Consider the following 17,284-nt stretch of genomic DNA (forward strand, 5'->3'; position numbering starts at 1 on the left):
GCTCATGGTTCATAACTGTCCAAATACTTTATACTAATACTCAGTTCTTAAGAAAATACGAACACATGAAATTAAAAAACTTACTCACGGCTATAGCTGCCGTTGCTGTGCTGATGTCTTGCAACAATGAAGGTAAACCGTCGTCTGGAACCGCATCCGACTCAACAAAAACAAATACAAATACAGCCATGAATAACCATGCACAAGGAAGCTTTGGCTACGATGTAGATTTTTTGCAGCGGCAGGATAGCGGATTGATCATATTGAAAAGCGCCGATCAAGCCAGCCAGGTGATTATTTCGCCAAAATACCAGGCCAAGGTTTTTACCTCATCAGCAGATGGTAACAACGGAAAAAGTTTTGGCTGGGTAAACTATAAGGCATTCAGCGGGGCCGTTGATGCGCATATGAACGCCTATGGAGGCGAGGACCGCCTATGGCTGGGGCCGGAGGGTGGTATTTTTTCGCTTTATTTCAAGCCGGGCACGAAAATGGAATTTGCGAATTGGAAAACGCCCGCCCCGATCGATACCGAAGGCTGGACAGTGGAGCATTCCGACTCATCCGCCGTAACCTTAACCCGGGATATGAATTTGCTGAACTATGCCGGCACGCAGTTACAACTGAAGGCGCTAAGAACGATCGGGCTTATCAGCAAAGAGGCGATTAACACCACCTTGGGTATTATGCTGACACCGGATGTTAAATCAGTTGCCTTTAAAACTTCTAATAGTATTACCAATAGCGGGCCAAATGCCTGGGATGAAAAAACGGGTGCACCCTGTTTATGGAACCTGGATATGTTTACCCCTTCTGAAGGATGTACGATCGTGATCCCTTATAATAATAGTGCAAGCGGAAAAGTGGCCACAACTGATTATTTTGGAGAGATCCCTAAAGACCGGATCCACTACAATAGTGGCCTTTTATTTTTTAAGGCTGATGGAAAGTCGAGAGGCAAATTAGGCATTCCTCCCAATCGGGTAAAAAATATTGCGGGCAGTTATGATGCCATCGGGAATGTACTTACCATAATAAAATATGATATTGACCCTGCGGGCAAATACCTCAATCAGGAATGGCGTACAGACCGGGCTCCATTTAGTGGCGACGCTATGAATGCTTATAATGACGGGCCGTTGGCCGATGGAAAACAAATGGGGCCCTTTTATGAGTTGGAAAGTGTGTCGCCCGCAGGCTTTTTAAAACCCGGGCAACAGTTGATCCATAACCACAGCGTATATCATTTTACCGGCGATAAGGCGGCATTGAGCACCATAGCGAAAAAAGTATTAGGCGTATCGGTGGAGGAAATAACAAACGCTTTTAATAAATGATGCTGGATGCTCGATCCTTGATGCCCGATATCAACCCAGTATCCAGTATCCAGTATCAAGAATCCAGTATCCAGTATCAAGAATCCAGTAATCAAATTAATATGGCAACGAAACAGAAAGTTAACAAAAATAAGTATCCTAAAATCGGGATCCGCCCGATCATTGATGGTCGCTTGGGCGGGATCCGTGAATCGCTTGAGGATACAACAATGAGAATGGCCAAAGCCGTTGCGGCATTGTATACGAAAGAATTGAAGTACCCGGACGGTACGCCTGTTGAATGCGTGGTTGCCGACACCACTATCGGCGGGGTAAAAGAAGCGGTGGATTGCGCAAAGAAATTTGAGGCCAATGATGTAGGTGTTTCTTTGTCGGTAACCCCTTGCTGGTGCTATGGGTCGGAAACGATGGATATGAATCCTTTGGTCCCGAAAGGCATCTGGGGTTTTAATGGAACCGAACGCCCGGGGGCCGTATATCTTGCGGCTACATTAGCCGCGCACAATCAGAAAGGATTGCCCTGCTTTGGCATTTACGGTAAAGATGTGCAGGATATGGGCGACACCACTATTCCTGCAGACGTGCGGGATAAACTGCTCAATTTTGCCCGAGCAGGTATGGCCGTTGCAATTATGAAAGGACAAGCGTACCTGGCGATCGGGTCCGTATCAATGGGTATTGCCGGTTCTATTGTGGACCCCCAGTTCTTTCAGGAGTATCTTGGCATGCGTAATGAGTATGTCGATTCTTCCGAGGTACTGCGGAGGATTCAACTGAATATTTTTGATCCCGAAGAATATAAGAAAGCGATCGCCTGGGTAAAACAGCACTGTAAAGAAGGAAAAGATTATAACCGGAAAGAGAAAATAAAATCGAGAAAAGAGAAGGATAAAGACTGGGAGTTTGTTGTAAAAATGACGATGATCATCCGGGACCTGATGATGGGTAATGCTAAACTCCAACGGTTGGGGTTTGCTGAGGAAGCACAGGGGCATAGCGCCATCGTATCAGGTTTCCAGGGGCAGCGCCAGTGGACCGATTTTTTGCCTGACGGGGATTTTTCTGAAGCGCTGCTCAATTCCTCCTTCGACTGGAATGGCATCCGCAACCCTTATATGGTGGCAACGGAAAATGATTGCTATAACGGCGTATCCATGCTGTTCAATTATTTGCTGACCAACACGGCGCAGATCTTTGCAGACGTGCGTACTTACTGGAGCCCTGCGGCAACCGAACGCGTATCCGGTTGGAAGCCCGAGGGCCGTGCAAAGGATGGCTTTATTCATTTGATCAATTCCGGATCGGCTACACTGGATGGTACCGGGCAGCAATCAAAAAATGGAGCACCGGCAATGAAGCCTTTCTGGGAGATCAAAGAAAAAGAAGCGGCTGCTTGCCTGGCGGCTACTACCTGGAGCCCTTCTAACAGGGACTACATGCGCGGCGGGGGCTACTCTTCAACCTTTCTTACAAAAGGCAATATGCCGGTTACCATGTGCCGCCTCAATTTGATAAAAGGGCAGGGACCGGTATTGCAGATCGCCGAAGGGTTTACGATTGATTTGCCCGAAAAAGTGCATACTATATTAAACGAGCGTACGGACCGCATATGGCCCACTACCTGGTTTGTGCCGAACCTTACGGGTGACGGTCCGTTTAAAGATGTCTATTCGGTAATGGCCAATTGGGGAGCCAACCACGGTGCCATAAGCTATGGCCATATCGGCGACCAGTTGATCACGCTGGCAGCTATGCTGCGTATTCCTGTGGCGATGCACAATGTAGCGGCAGCAAAAATATTCAGGCCCTCTGCCTGGGGAGCGTTTGGGATGGATCCGGAAGGGTCGGATTACCGGGCCTGTTCGGTCTACGGTCCGCTGTATAAATAGTGAACGGTGAATAGTCAATAGTGAATCAACACCGTTTCCATAAGCGGCGGATTCGGGAGAATGCAGAATAAGAAATATTGAATAAGGAATGTAGAAGGGCATTGTTTTAGTGATATGCGGTGTTCGTTCTTTTTTGATGTTTTTTAATCGGGAAAGAAAGCATCTGAACGGACGGTCTTTGCCTATTTTGTATTGATAATTCAGTATCACTTTCTTAAAAAATACGAAAAATACATCTCTATAAAAGGACAATCGAACTTCCTGGAACGGATGTTACTTAGAAGGATTTGCGCCGGGCAGTGAAAGGGCAAATCAAGCGGAACGGCGGTTTTGACGCCGCGAGGCGACTTTTCAAAAATAGGGCAGCAGGAAGGTGTCATAACCAGGCCTGTAGCGCCGAGTTGACCGGTTCCGCCCCAGCCCGGCCGCGAAACAGGGGGCGGAATTCACCTTCCGGCGGAAAAAGATTTTTTGCTTACTTTTTTATTCCCGATAAATCGGGAGAAAAAGTGAGAGAAGAAACAAAATAAAATGAAGGCATCAATAAAAATGAAAAGACAATATTAGCAATCAAATTTTGAAAAGATCCGTTCCAAAAGCTTAAGGAAACGACATTGAATAGTGAATAGGGAAGAATGAAGGTGGATCGACCAATAAATTCGTGTCTGATTAAAGAATATTTACATTTTTATACCTTATATAAGTATCTCCAACGGATATACTAAAAAATATGTATTTTACCGCATTAAAGCGCAGCTAATAGTTTATAGGTGACTGCCAGGCAAATGCACTCCTGATGTTGGAGCCTGAAACCTGTAACTTGAAACCTGCAACATTCAAATAACCCATAATACTTTATTCGACGATTATGAGCGAAAAGAAATCATTATTTACCAGGGACGGTGTTAATTACGCAGCTCCCTTTGCAGCGATCAGTGCGTTGTTTTTTCTTTGGGGCATTGCCCATGGAATGCTGGATACCCTGGACAAGAATTTTCAGGAAATGCTCCATCTTAAAAAATGGCAATCCAGTTTTATCCAGTTTTCCTTGTACGGGGCGTACTGTATCATGGCAATACCGGCAGGGTTGTTTATGAAAAAATATGGCTATAAGAAAGGTATTATATTTGGATTGCTGCTTTTTGCTTCCGGCGCTATCATTGCTGCTGCTACTGCACCCTTACAATCATTCATATTGTTTTTACTTTGTTTGTTGATTATTGGCTCCGGCCTCGCTACGCTGGAAACGGCTGCCAATCCTTACACCACAAAATTGGGGCCGCCGGAAACAGCAGAGCGCAGGATCAATTTCTCGCAGTCCTTCAATGGCCTGGCCTGGACGATTGGCCCGTTGATCGCCTTGTATATTTACGGTAATCAAAGCCATGTGGAAGGCGAAAAAATGATGTCGATTGTTTTACCCTTTGCGATCATCGGCCTTGCCGTACTGGCGGTTGCGTTTATTTTTATGCGTCTGAAACTTCCGGAAATTACAGAGGAAGATGAGAACGCTGCACATGGCGCCCACGGCACATCAGCTACACCGGGCGCAACGGATATTGAAATAACAGATCCCGAAAACCCTGCGTATATTACTAAGAAACCTTTGTGGGCAAACCGCCATTTTAAACTGGGCTTTTGGGCGCAGGCCTGCTATGTTGGGGCACAAACAGGTGTTTTCAGCTATTTGATCAACTTTGTCAGCGATCATGATATGGAGCCTCACTTTGATGCAAAATACGGCCCTTATTTTTTAGCTATCGGGTTTGCACTATTTATGATTGGCAGAATTTCGGGCAGCGCATTAATGAAATATTTTAAGCCGGCCCGGTTACTGGCCTTTTATGCCCTGGTGATATGTATTTTATTGCCTCTTGTGGCGTCAGAAGCGGGGTGGATTTCATTGATAGCGCTTTATGGGGTGTTCTTTTTTATGTCGGTTATGTTCCCCACTATATTTGCTTTAGCCATTAGAGGTTTGGGGCCACAAACAAAACGCGGTGCATCATTTTTGGTTATGTCTGTTGCAGGAGGGGCTATATTCCCGCTTTTGATGGGTGCTATATCCGATACTTACGGCATGGCTACAGGATTCCTGGTGCCTATTCCTTTGTTTGTATTTATTCTTTACTATGCAACGAAAGGGTATAAGGTGGTAAACTGATTTTTAGCGATGCCCCTGCAAAATGATTGGAGCGTATCTTCCTGATGGAGGGTATGCTTTTTTTGTCGCCCCCCATTCGCCGCAAGTTTTTCCCGGATGCGCTGTGCGATCGATCTGTGCAGACCATTACTGTCGTCGCCGTTTCAACAGAACCTAATCCCGACAAAAGTCCTGTTGGGTGAATACATTTCTTGAAGATCATTAAGTAACGGGTACTTCAGCATCACCGGATGTGCGACAACTCAATAACGAATACCTGTTGAAATAGAGTTGGTGTAGTGTGCCCGGAGGGCATGATGTGAATAGCTCCTGGCGTAGCCAGGGGGAGCAGATGTCGTAGAGAATGCGGCCCCGGAGCGGTTGGATGTGATGAACGCAGATCCGTTTTTCGAAAGCTAAATGTAAATCATCCTTCCGCGTCGGGCTCATCGAAATGCGATGGCTTAATATGTTAGTGCCTTGATGATGTGGCTCCGCAAATCCTAATTCAGGTAACGGTATTCTTTTAATGTATAATTGGTATAAGAATAATTTTTTTTATTCATAAAGAAATAACTACTTTTGTTTAAACGATTAAGCTTTTGTGAGGCGATTGAACTTGTTTGCAGGAAAAATTGAGGGTGGGCTCGTAGGCGAAATGCAATAACCAGGCTGTATTATGTTTCTTTGCTTAAACGTTTAAGTAAATAACTCCGGGTACTTGAAATTCATTTCCATTTTTAATTTTCTATATTATGAACCCAAAAAGAATCTTCCTATTTCGCCGGCTGCTGCGCTATTGTATCATAGTTGTATTGAGCAGTTGTCTTGCCGGTGTGTATGGGCCGGCATTCGGCCATACCATGCGCAATGACGGTCTTTCCGGGCTTGCGAAAACTTTTTTTCAGGATACCCGCCCCGGAAATAGCTGGGTGTTGCACGGTACCGTAAAAGATGAAGCGGGTAAGCCCGTTCCGGGTGCTACGGTAAGAGTACTAAGAACCGGTGCTCCGGCAACTGCTACGGACCGGAACGGCAATTTTATGGTAGAGATAACTAGTGCGCAGGATACACTGGAAGTATCCTTTGTAGGGTATCAGACCCAGCACCTGGTTGTGGGAAACCAGCGAACGATTGTTATAACACTTTTGACCGATGTAGCCGCCCAGAATATGGAAGAAGTGGTGGTAAACACGGGGTACATGACACAACGGAAGGCAGATCTTACGGGAGCCGTATCCGTAGTTTCAGCCAAGGAACTTTCCAAAGGGCAGGGCGTCACAAACGTATTGCAATCATTGCAGGGGGTGGTGCCGGGCCTGCATATTACTACAGATGGTAACCCCACCGGTAATGTAGGCGTGCAATTAAGGGGCCTTACCAATATTGGAAACACCGCTCCGCTGATAGTAATAGACGGAGTGCCCGCCTATATAAATTTGAGAGATGTGAACCCGGAAAATATTGCTTCAATAACGGTTTTAAAAGATGCTTACTCCGCCAGTATTTATGGTACACAGGGTGGGGCCGGCGTTATTTTGATCGAAACAAAAAAAGGCAAGCCGGGCCGAACAAAAATAGATTACAGCACTACTATGGGCTTTGCCGAATTTAATAATAAGCCCGAAATGATGAACACCCGGCAATATGGACAGGCCATGTGGCAGGCGGCAGTCAATACCGGACTGGACCCCAATACTTCTACAAGAATATACAAGTACGACTGGCACAAAGATGCAAACGGCATTCCTGTTTTGGATAAAGTGACGCCCATTCAATACCTGAATGCAGACTCCACCATGCTTTCGGCTAATACGAATTGGCTGGATGCTATTTCCCAACGGGGGATCCAACAAAGCCATCAGTTAACGGTTTCGAGCGGCAGCGAAAAAGCCACTTCTTTGTTTTCCCTGAATTATACTGAAAATCAGGGAACACAGATCTACACCGGGTTTAAACGGTTTACTGCCCGTGTAAATACAGAGTATAAATTGCTGAATAACCGGGTGATCATTGGTGAGAACCTGGAGGCCTCGCATTTGATCGAACGGAATAATAACCAGATGCACCAGGCATTGGTGGAACCACCCATTGTACCCGTGCATACTACTACCGGCGGCTGGGGCGGCTCTGCTGTAGCGCTGGGTATGGATGATTACTGGAACCCCGTGCGGGAACTGACACTGAATAAAGACAATGGGAACAACTATAATAAATTGATAGGGGATGTGCATGCCAGCGTCCGGATCCTTAAGGATTTTGTGTTTCGTACGCAGTTAGGATTAATTTATACCGACGGCTACCACCGGAATATACAGTTCACCTTTAAGGAAGGCGGGGGAAAGGTCAATAACATCAATAGTGTAGATCAATGGTATTGGAGGGAAGCTGCTTTTGACTGGGCGAATACCTTAAATTATAGTTTGAGAAAAGACAAACATAGCTTGGATGTGGTAGCGGGGATAGATGCCAACAAATATGTTTCAGAAAATATGACGGCAAACCGTCAGGGACTGGCTTTTGAAAATTATGATTTTGCCTATGCATCCACAGCAACAGGCAATATGAGCGTATCAGGTGGCGGAGATAAGTACAATTTGTTATCCTATTTCGGAAAATTTAATTATTCTTTTAACTCAAGGTATTTATTATCCGGTTCGGTGCGGTATGACGGGTCCTCAAAATTTGGTTCCAACAATCCCTACGCATTGTTCCCCGCCATTTCAGCGGGATGGCGCATCAGCCAGGAAGATTTTTTGAAGGATAATGATGTGCTTTCTGATTTAAAACTAAGAGCCAGTTGGGGGAGAAATGGCACTCTCTCGAATATTAACTCCCTTAATAAGTATGCCTTTTATGGCGTAAATTATAATTTTACTTCTTATGCCATTGGGGGTAACGAAACCGGCAATCTGCCCTCCGGATTTTACAAATTACAAACCGCCAATCCGAATTTACAATGGGAAACAACCACCCAAACGGATATTGGTTTAGATTTTGGATTCCTGCATCAAACACTAACCGGGGCATTGGATTTTTATCGCAAATACACTTACGGGATGTTGATAACCCCTCCTTATTTGGGTACTATTGGAGAAGGCGGCTATCAAAATATTAATGCTGCAAATATGACCAATACCGGGGTGGAACTTACATTGGCTTACAATAGCACCGCAAATAAAGACTTCAGGTATCAGTTGGCAGGCAATGTTTCTTATAACCGGAATATGGTCAATGACCTGCCGGCTTCTGTAACCTATATCTACGGTGGTACGGCGCAAAAAAAGGATGGGATTGCCGGCCACCCATGGGGGGCTGTATATGGATTTATAGCAGACGGATTATACCAAAACCAGCAGGAAGTGGATAACGGTCCCAACCAGCCGGGCAAGGGCATTGGCCGGATACGTTATAAAGACATTTCCGGACCGGATGGAAAACCAGACGGAAAAATTGATTACGACTATGACCGGGTGTGGATCAGCGACGGCGACCGGCCAAAGGTCGAATTCGGGCTTAATATAAACCTGGCTTATAAAAACCTCGATTTCTCCATGTTCTGGCAGGGCGTAGCGGGCGTAAAAGTATATGATCAATGGAAGACTTACAGCGATTTTTGGAATGTATGGGTGCAAAACGGCTTTAATCATCCCACCCGCGTACTGGATGCCTGGACACCCGCCAACACCGGTTCTACCATCCCTGCGCTTTCCTGGAACAATTCAAATGATGAGCTAAGAGCATCTACTTATTTCATTGAACCCGGCCAGTATGTAAAACTCAGGAATATACAATTGGGATACAGCATACCCAAGTCGCTTATTTCAAAGATCAATATGGATCGGCTATATGTGTTTGTGATGGGGCAAAATGTATTAATGATCAAGAGTAAGAAATTTACAGGTCCCGATCCTGAAAACCCGGATGGCAGTTCTTATGCCAACCCCTATGTTGTTCCAAGAACTTTTAAAGCGGGTATACAACTATCTTTTTAAAGGATTGCAAAACATTATAAAAATTAAGAAGATGAACAAGATCTATCGTTATATCCTATTTTCAATAGTGATTTTTTCAGCAGGCAGTTGTAAAAAATTTTTAGAGGTAACCCCGCAAGGCGCGATTACCGAGGCCAATGTAAGCACACCGGATAAGGTGGACGGACTGGTGTTGGCAGCCTACGCCTGGCTGCCGCATGAGGGCACCATCAATGCCCGGATGAGCCCCTGGCTGGCCGATATTAAATCGGATGACTCTTATAAAGGTGGCGGCGGTATTGGCGATCAGCTACCCTGGTACCAATGGGAGGTTTTCTCATTAAACAATGCCGCCACCGGCAATAATGATGGTATCTGGTACGCTGAATACGAAGGCGTTTCACGCTGTAATCATGCCTTAACCGCGCTCAACAGCCTTAAAGAATCGGACTATCCTTTAAAGCAACAAAGAATTGCCGAGATGCGTTTTTTACGGGGTTATTTTTTCCTGGATCTGAAGCGCTGGTATAAGTGGATCCCTTATTTTGATGAAACCGTTTCGGTAGATGATATTAAGAAAGTGCCTAACCGGCCGGATGGGGCTACCAATGACCTTGCCATCTGGCAAAATATTTACAACGATTTTGATGCGGCGGCCAAAGGCCTGCCCGAAAAACAGGATGAAGTGGGGCGCGCTACCAAATATGCAGCACAGGCATTGATGCTGGAATGTAAGATGTGGATGGCCTATGAACAGGATGTAAACAATAAGGTCGTGAACATCAACAAAGAAACCCTGACGCAGGCGCTGACCATTGCCGATGGGATCATCAACAGCGGCAAATACAGCCTGGCGCCGGATTATGCCATCAATTTCCTTTTTGATTTTGATAATAAATCGCCCGAATCTATTTTCGAATGGCAATATTCACATAGTGACGGTACGCCCAATGGTAATTTAAATGCCGGCACACCGCTGAACGCACCCTGGTGGCCGCCTAATTTCAGTTGCTGCGATTTTCATAAAGCATCTTATAACCTGGTGAATGCCTTTAAAACAGATGCGAATGGCATCCCCGAGTTTGATGACTTTAACAACCAGGAAATTACTAATAAAGCGGCCTATTTCGCCAGTAGTAAATGGGATCCGCGTATTGGTCATACCGTAGCGATACCCGGCCTGCCCTGGAAATATCAGCAGAATTTGTTGTACGACAGCAGCGGCTCACGGGATCCGGCTAACTATGGTTATTTTAACTCTCTTAAAGAAAATGTGGAATCCAACTCTCCCGGTCTTGTAAACCTGTTCTGGATGTGGAATTCCAAGAATGAAATCGCTATAAGATATGACAGGATCCTGCTTCAAAAAGCCGAAATACTGATCCGGCTGGGACGGGAAGCAGAAGCATTGCCCATCATCAATTCGATCCGGCAACGCGCAGCTAACAGTACCGGGAGATTGAAATTTGCCAACGGGGCGTCCACACTATCTTATAATATCAGTTTATATCAAAATGGTGTAAATTGTAACTGGACGAATGATTTTGCGTGGAAGGCGCTGATGTTTGAAAACCGGCTGGAGTTTGCAATGGAAGGAACAAGATGGTATGATCTGGTTCGGTGGGGTATAGTGGCCCCAACGCTGAATGCCTATTTTGCCAAGGAATTACCCCGCGGCAGATCCTGGTTGAAGGATGGTAAATTTACAACCGGACGCGATGAGTTTATGCCCATACCGCAACCCCAGATGAATTATTCTTTTGGCGTGTATAAGCAAAATCCCGGCTATTAAGATTTAGTGTGGAAGTTTTTAAACCACATGGGGTCGGTAGAAAGCATGGCGTTTAAAGCGGTATAGAGGTAAAAGTTTTTTTGGCCCGCAGATCGCGCATCCTGATCAATCGGGAGCCGATGACGGGGTGCAGATCACACTTTTTTCGTCTGTGATCCCGATAGCTCTCGGGATCTGCGAAATCCGCGGGAGACTTATTTACAATAAGGTGAAACAGGTTCATCATCATCAAAAACAATGACCCATAAAAGTGAAGCATTTTCTTTTCTTGTTTTTTTTCCTGAATTGCACGGTAACTGTTTTTTCCCAAAAAGAAAAGACGGCTATTCCGCCTTTTAAGATCCGGTTAACCAATGGCGAAGGATTTACTTATCAGCAGGTAGATAAAAACAAGCCGCTGGTGCTTATTTATTTTTCGCCTTCCTGCGATCATTGCAAAGCCTTCACAGAAGCATTGCTTAAACAAAAAAAGAAATGGGCGGGCAAACAAATTGTAATGATCTCCTATGTGCATATAAAAGAGGTGCAGGCGTTCGATAAGCAATATCATTTGTCGGAGCATCCTAATATAAAAATAGGATCAGAAGGACAGACTTTTGTGGTGCAGCAATATTACCAGATACAGCATTTTCCGTTTGTAGGGGTGTTCGACAAAAATGGGAAACTGGTGAAAATTATTTCGGATAAATTACCACCGGAAAAAATGGTAGCGCAGATTTAAAAAATCTAAACAAGTTCATTAATATCTGATTAAAATGGACCGTACAAAGTTGCTGATTACAGGCGGCTTCCTGGGCGCCGGAAAAACTACGTTATTACAGCGGGCTTCAGCGCTTTTGGCGTCGAAAGGCCTGTCTGTGGGAGTGATCACCAATGACCAGGCGGAAGAGTTGGTAGATACGCACCTCCTGGCAAAAAGCAATGCTGTTGTCAAAGAGATCAGCGGCAGTTGTTTTTGCTGTAATTACAGTGGATTTGCTGATGTGGTTAAAGAATTAGCGGATCGTAAAAAAGCGGTTGATATAATCCTGGCAGAACCCGTGGGCAGTTGCACCGATATCTCCGCCACCATCCTTCAGCCTTTAAAAGAGCAGATGCGAACGCTTGTGGCAATGGCACCCTTTACTGTGCTTGCCGATCCGCAAAGACTGGAAAATATTCTCGATGGCGGCAATGCAGGGATGCACCCTTCCGCCGCCTACATTTATCGCCAACAGCTTGCGGAAAGTGATGTACTGCTGATTTCTAAAACGGATACCATTACAGCCGGGCGGCTGCAGGTGCTCACCGAAAAATTAAAACTGAGCTACCCCGGGCAACAAGTGTTGACGGTAAGCGCCAGAAGCGGGGCAGGCGTGGAAGCATGGCTGAACGATGTTTGTCAAAGCGCCGTTTCCGGAAGCAGGATCCTGGAGGTGGATTATGCAATTTATGCGGAAGGCGAAGCCGTACTGGGTTGGTTGAATGCATCCATACGCTTGCAGGGAAAAGGAGTGGATTGGGATTCGTTTCTGAAACAATATTTTCACCGGTTGAACAATTTGCTGGGTAATGAAAGGGCCATTGGTCATATAAAAATTATGATGGAAGCCATGGATAATCACTATATTATCGGGAATCAAACGGGACCGCCGGATACATTACAATTCAATAACAGCGCGGGGACCGGTAATATTGCGGATATGATCATTAATGCGCGGGTGGAATCGGATCCGGAGCAACTGAAGCAATTTGTATTTGAAGCGCTGGCGGCTACAACAGGGGGGCTCTTTTATGAGATCAGGCAATGTAAAACATTGAGCCCCGGCTACCCCCGGCCCCAGCACAAATACCAGCATGTTGTTGCATAAAGGGTTCAGGTTTTATAAAAATAAAAATGCGCGGGATGGATAATTATAAAAGCAGAAGATCGTTTCTAAAAAAAGTTGGGTTAGGCGGTTTAGCCACAGTAACCTCCGGGGTGGCGGGTGCCGTTGTTGCGGGTGAAAAAAATATCGATTCCGTCTTGTCAGGAAAAGAAGAAACACCCCGGACCTCCAGGGCTTACAACAGCGCCTACCGGGATGAACACCTTTCACGGGTGGCATTTCCTATTGGAGGGTTGGGTGCCGGAATGTTTTGCCTGGAAGGATCGGGTGCGGTTTCACATATGTCCATCAACAACCACCCGGAGATATTTTTTGAGCCCAATATATTTGCAGCAATAGCCATAAAAGGGGCGCAACCTATGGCGAAAGTACTGGAGGGGCCGGTACCGGAATGGAAAATCTTTGGTCAGCGGGGTACCGGCAACGGAGCGAGCGGCACCAACTACGGGCTGCCTCGTTTTGACAACGCCTCGTTTTTAGCCCGCTTCCCATTTGGGACGATTGAGCTAAAAGACAATGAAATGCCGATGGATGTGGCAATAAACGGCTGGAGCCCTTTTATTCCGGGAGATGAGGATAACTCAGGTATTCCGGTAGGAGCATTGGAGTATACATTTGCAAACAGGTCTTCAAAAACAGTTGAAGCCGTTTTTTCTTACAATGCAAAAAACTTTGTAGCAAGGGGTGAAAAAGCAGGGATCCGCAAGCTGGAAAATGGTTTTATTCTTTCGCAGGGACAGGGTAAGGATAAGCCGTTCACTCAAACGGACTTTGCTATTTATACTACCGCCAATGAACAGCCGGTAGTAGATTATTGCTGGTTCAGGGGCGGCTGGTTTGATCCCGTAACCATGATCTGGAATACGATAGCGGATGGAAAAGTTAGTAACACACCTCCGGTAGCGGCCGATGCGCCCGGCGCTTCACTATTTGTTCCCTTTAAGTTAGCCCCCGGTGCAAAAAAAATAATAAGGGTAATGATGGCCTGGTATGTGCCGGAATCAGATCTGAGTATACAGGATAAGGGGCCGGATGGAAAAGAAAACTGTCACAGCGCCGCATGTTGCATTACGCCGGCGGATTCCGGGCTGGAAGAGTATCCAAAATTTACAGGTAACAAATACAAACCCTGGTATGCGGCTAAATTTAAAAACCTGGAGGCCGTAGTGGATTATTGGACACGGGAGTATGATTCGCTTAAACATAAATCAACGCTATTTAAAGAGGCGTTTTACAGCAGCACGTTGCCGGCAGAGGTATTGGAGGCCGTTGCGGCAAATCTGACCATATTAAAATCGCCTACGGTGTTGCGCCAGTATGATGGGCGCATGTGGGCCTGGGAAGGATGTGGTGATGATAATGGCTGCTGTCACGGCACCTGCACCCATGTGTGGAACTATGCGCAGGCCGTTTGCCATTTGTTTCCCGGGTTGGAAAGAGGATTGCGGAATACCGAATTTTGTGAAGATCAAAGCGCGCAGGGCCATCAGACCTTTAGGGCTAATATGCCCATCAGCCCGGTGAAACACGATTTTCACGCGGCCGCAGACGGACAGTTGGGCGGCATTATGAAAGTGCACCGGGAATGGCGCATCAGCGGGAACCATACCTGGCTGAAAAAGATCTATCCCCTGGTAAAACGAAGTCTTGATTATTGTATCGAAACCTGGGATCCCGGGAAGAAGGGGGTGTTGGAGGAACCGCACCATAATACCTATGACATCGAGTTCTGGGGACCCGATCCCATGTGCACGACCTTTTACCTCGGCGCCCTGCAATCTATAATAGCCATGGGGCAATTCCTGAAGGAGGATATAACGGGTTACAGCTCCTTATTGAAGAAAGGGAAAATGTTTCTGGAAACCCGGTTGTTCAACGGCGAGTTTTTCTTTCAGCAGATACAATGGGAAGGGCTTAAAGCACAAAACCCCGCCCGGGCCCAATCTTTTGGAGGCAATTATTCGCAGGAAGCCATAGAAATATTAAAAAAAGAAGGACCGAAGTATCAGTATGGTAAAGGTTGTTTGTCAGACGGCGTATTGGGGAGCTGGATCGCAGCGATGTGCGGCCTGGAAGATCCTGTTGACAAGCGAAAAATTACCGGCCACCTGCTTTCGGTTCACAAGTATAATTTAAAAGCGACGCTTAAAGATCATGTTAACCCCCAGCGGCCGGCTTACGCCATGGGGCATGAGGGCGGCTTGTTGTTATGCACCTGGCCTAAAGGCGGGAAATTGTCTTTGCCTTTTGTGTACAGCAATGAAGTATGGACAGGTATTGAGTATCAGGTTGCGGCGCATTTAATGTTGATGGGGGCTGTAGAAAAAGGGCTCGATATTGTAAAGGCCTGCCGCAACCGGTATGATGGCCGCATCCGGAACCCTTTTAATGAATATGAGTGCGGACACTGGTATGCAAGGGCGATGTCCAGTTATGGGTTGATGCAAGGGCTTACCGGATTAAGGTATGACGCCGTGGAAAAAAAGTTATATGTGCTTTCGCGCATCGGCGATTTTACCTGCTTCCTGGCCACTGCTACAGGTTTTGGAACGGTGCGTTATAAAGGAGGCAAGGCTGAAGTGCAGGTGGCGTCCGGGAAAATTGAGGTTAACGATGTGGTCGTGCAAACTGCATAATATTTTCTCATCAAATCCTTTACGGAAATTCTTAAACAAAACGGATGCCGCTGTTTTTACTTTCCCTGTTGACGATGATCAGTTGCCGGGGGATCAATAAAATACCCTATAAAGATTCATTGCCGGTCGCAGCGCAAAATGAAATAGTACCGGTTAATTTAAAAAGAATCGCCCGGGTAACCGGTGCGGCGCTTAAAAAGGACAACTGCCCCAGCCCTAACAATACGGCGGTACGCTATAATGTTGGCGGCACTGACCTGGGCATTGCATGGGATATGGGAAAAGGTATTAAAGGACTTTTTTTTGGAGATACCTATGGGCGCGATTTTGTACCGGGTACGGGTGGGCCAGGCAATGCAACAGGCTGGCGTTCCAACGTCCTTGCATTTTCAACAGATGAAAACCTGCAGGATGGACTCTCCTTTTCGGGTATGCTGCCTGATAAAGGGCAGGAGGCAAAGGAAGTGATCGCTAGCAGGCACGACGCGAATTGCAAAGGTGACCGTACCATGATCCCTACTGCTGCTATTCATGCAGGTAATGCGGATTTTGTGCATTGCATGAATATAAATTGCTGGGGCGCCCCCGGTTACTGGACCACTAATTACTCCGCTTTGTTTAAATCCGCAGATCAGGGAAGAACCTGGAGTAAGTGCAGGGTTCTTTTTTCACCAGCAAGCAAATTCGGGCAGGCGGCCTTTGCAAAAAAAGACGGTTGGGTGTATCTGTTCGGAACCCCACCGGGAAGGCATGGGGCCATTTATCTGGCAAGGGTCCGCGAACAGGAAATGGAAATACCGGAAAGGTATGAATATTGGAACGGCATAAAGGGCTGGGTGAGCGGCGGCGAAGAACAGGCCCGTAAAGTAATTGACGCTCCCGCCGGGGAACTGTCTGTAACGTATAATACTAAATTCCGCCGCTGGATCGCCACTTATCTTGATGTAAGTAAAAAGGCAATTGTGCTGCGAGACGCACCGCAGGTAACCGGTCCCTGGAGTGCGCCGAAAATAGTGGTTCGCTCCTCAGAATACCCCGGTTTGTACGGCTCTTTCATATATCCGGTCGCCAATAATGAAGCGCAGCTTTTTTTCCTGATGTCAATCTGGAACGACTACAATGTGTTTCTAATGCGGGTTGATTTAAAGCCGGCTTCCGCACTCCCAGGCAGGAAAAGTGCATTTTAGTATTGATCTCCGTTCAAAAAAGGGCGTATGCTGATGAAATTGTTTCAAAAGTTCAGAAACATAACCACAGAATAAAGATTTATAGGCCGGGCCCGCCCGGATAGACCGGTTGGATGGGCCGATGGCTCTCTGGTTTCCTTCAGTCCCTTGTTAACTCATTAAACCGAGGCCACGCCTCTTCCAAATTCACGGATTGGGCGTTCAGGTTCGGTACGATGATACCCTTTACGTTGCAGAAAGCCAGAGGCTTCTTCATCAGATAAATCCGGAATTTATTCCGGATTAAAGGGCCTGGTAGAGAATTGAGTGCCATTGGCACGATCCATTTGAGCTTAAAAGTCATGAACAAGATTTTTTAATCGCTTGTTGCCTTCACCCATAGCCGGCTAAAAAATACTTTTTGATTACGTCCTTCTCAATGTAAAGCCAAGAAAACATAGGTCACAGAGATTTTTCTG

At 46.2% G+C, this 17,284-nt stretch carries 9 protein-coding genes; all 9 read left to right on the forward strand.

Going from position 1 to position 17,284, the window contains the following annotated elements; translation table 11 throughout:
- Positions 1-65: 65 nt before the first annotated feature.
- On the forward strand, positions 66-1,337 hold the full coding sequence (locus tag NIASO_RS00485; RefSeq protein ID WP_008582258.1) for a DUF6786 family protein: 1,272 nt from the start codon (positions 66-68) through the stop codon (positions 1,335-1,337).
- Positions 1,338-1,438: 101 nt separating this feature from the next.
- Positions 1,439-3,226: an L-fucose isomerase gene (locus NIASO_RS00490; protein WP_025298568.1), complete on the forward strand. Its 1,788-nt coding sequence runs from the start codon at positions 1,439-1,441 to the stop codon at positions 3,224-3,226.
- An 868-nt stretch (positions 3,227-4,094) separates the two neighbouring features.
- On the forward strand, positions 4,095-5,390 hold the full coding sequence (locus NIASO_RS00500) for a sugar MFS transporter (RefSeq protein WP_008582256.1): 1,296 nt from the start codon (positions 4,095-4,097) through the stop codon (positions 5,388-5,390).
- A 734-nt stretch (positions 5,391-6,124) separates the two neighbouring features.
- Positions 6,125-9,364 carry a SusC/RagA family TonB-linked outer membrane protein gene (locus NIASO_RS00505; protein ID WP_008582255.1) on the forward strand — a complete coding sequence of 1,080 codons (3,240 nt, stop codon included), beginning with the start codon at positions 6,125-6,127 and terminating at the stop codon, positions 9,362-9,364.
- 31 nt (positions 9,365-9,395) lie between these two features.
- Positions 9,396-11,135, forward strand: a complete 1,740-nt coding sequence (locus NIASO_RS00510; RefSeq protein WP_008582254.1) for a RagB/SusD family nutrient uptake outer membrane protein — start codon at positions 9,396-9,398, stop codon at positions 11,133-11,135.
- Between the two features lie 250 nt (positions 11,136-11,385).
- Positions 11,386-11,856, forward strand: coding sequence for a TlpA family protein disulfide reductase (locus NIASO_RS00520; RefSeq protein ID WP_008582253.1), 471 nt, complete (start codon positions 11,386-11,388; stop codon positions 11,854-11,856).
- 34 nt (positions 11,857-11,890) lie between these two features.
- Positions 11,891-12,985, forward strand: a complete 1,095-nt coding sequence (locus NIASO_RS00525) for a GTP-binding protein (protein WP_025298571.1) — start codon at positions 11,891-11,893, stop codon at positions 12,983-12,985.
- A gap of 35 nt (positions 12,986-13,020) precedes the next feature.
- A complete protein-coding gene (locus tag NIASO_RS00530; RefSeq protein ID WP_008582250.1) occupies positions 13,021-15,639 on the forward strand; it encodes a GH116 family glycosyl hydrolase in 2,619 nt (872 codons plus the stop codon).
- 44 nt (positions 15,640-15,683) lie between these two features.
- The gene (locus tag NIASO_RS00535) at positions 15,684-16,826 is read left to right on the forward strand and encodes a DUF4185 domain-containing protein (RefSeq protein WP_008582249.1); all 1,143 of its coding nucleotides are present in this window, start codon (positions 15,684-15,686) and stop codon (positions 16,824-16,826) included.
- Positions 16,827-17,284: the final 458 nt, after the last annotated feature.

Source organism: Niabella soli DSM 19437, assembly GCF_000243115.2.
Classification (GTDB): Bacteria; Bacteroidota; Bacteroidia; order Chitinophagales; family Chitinophagaceae; genus Niabella; species Niabella soli.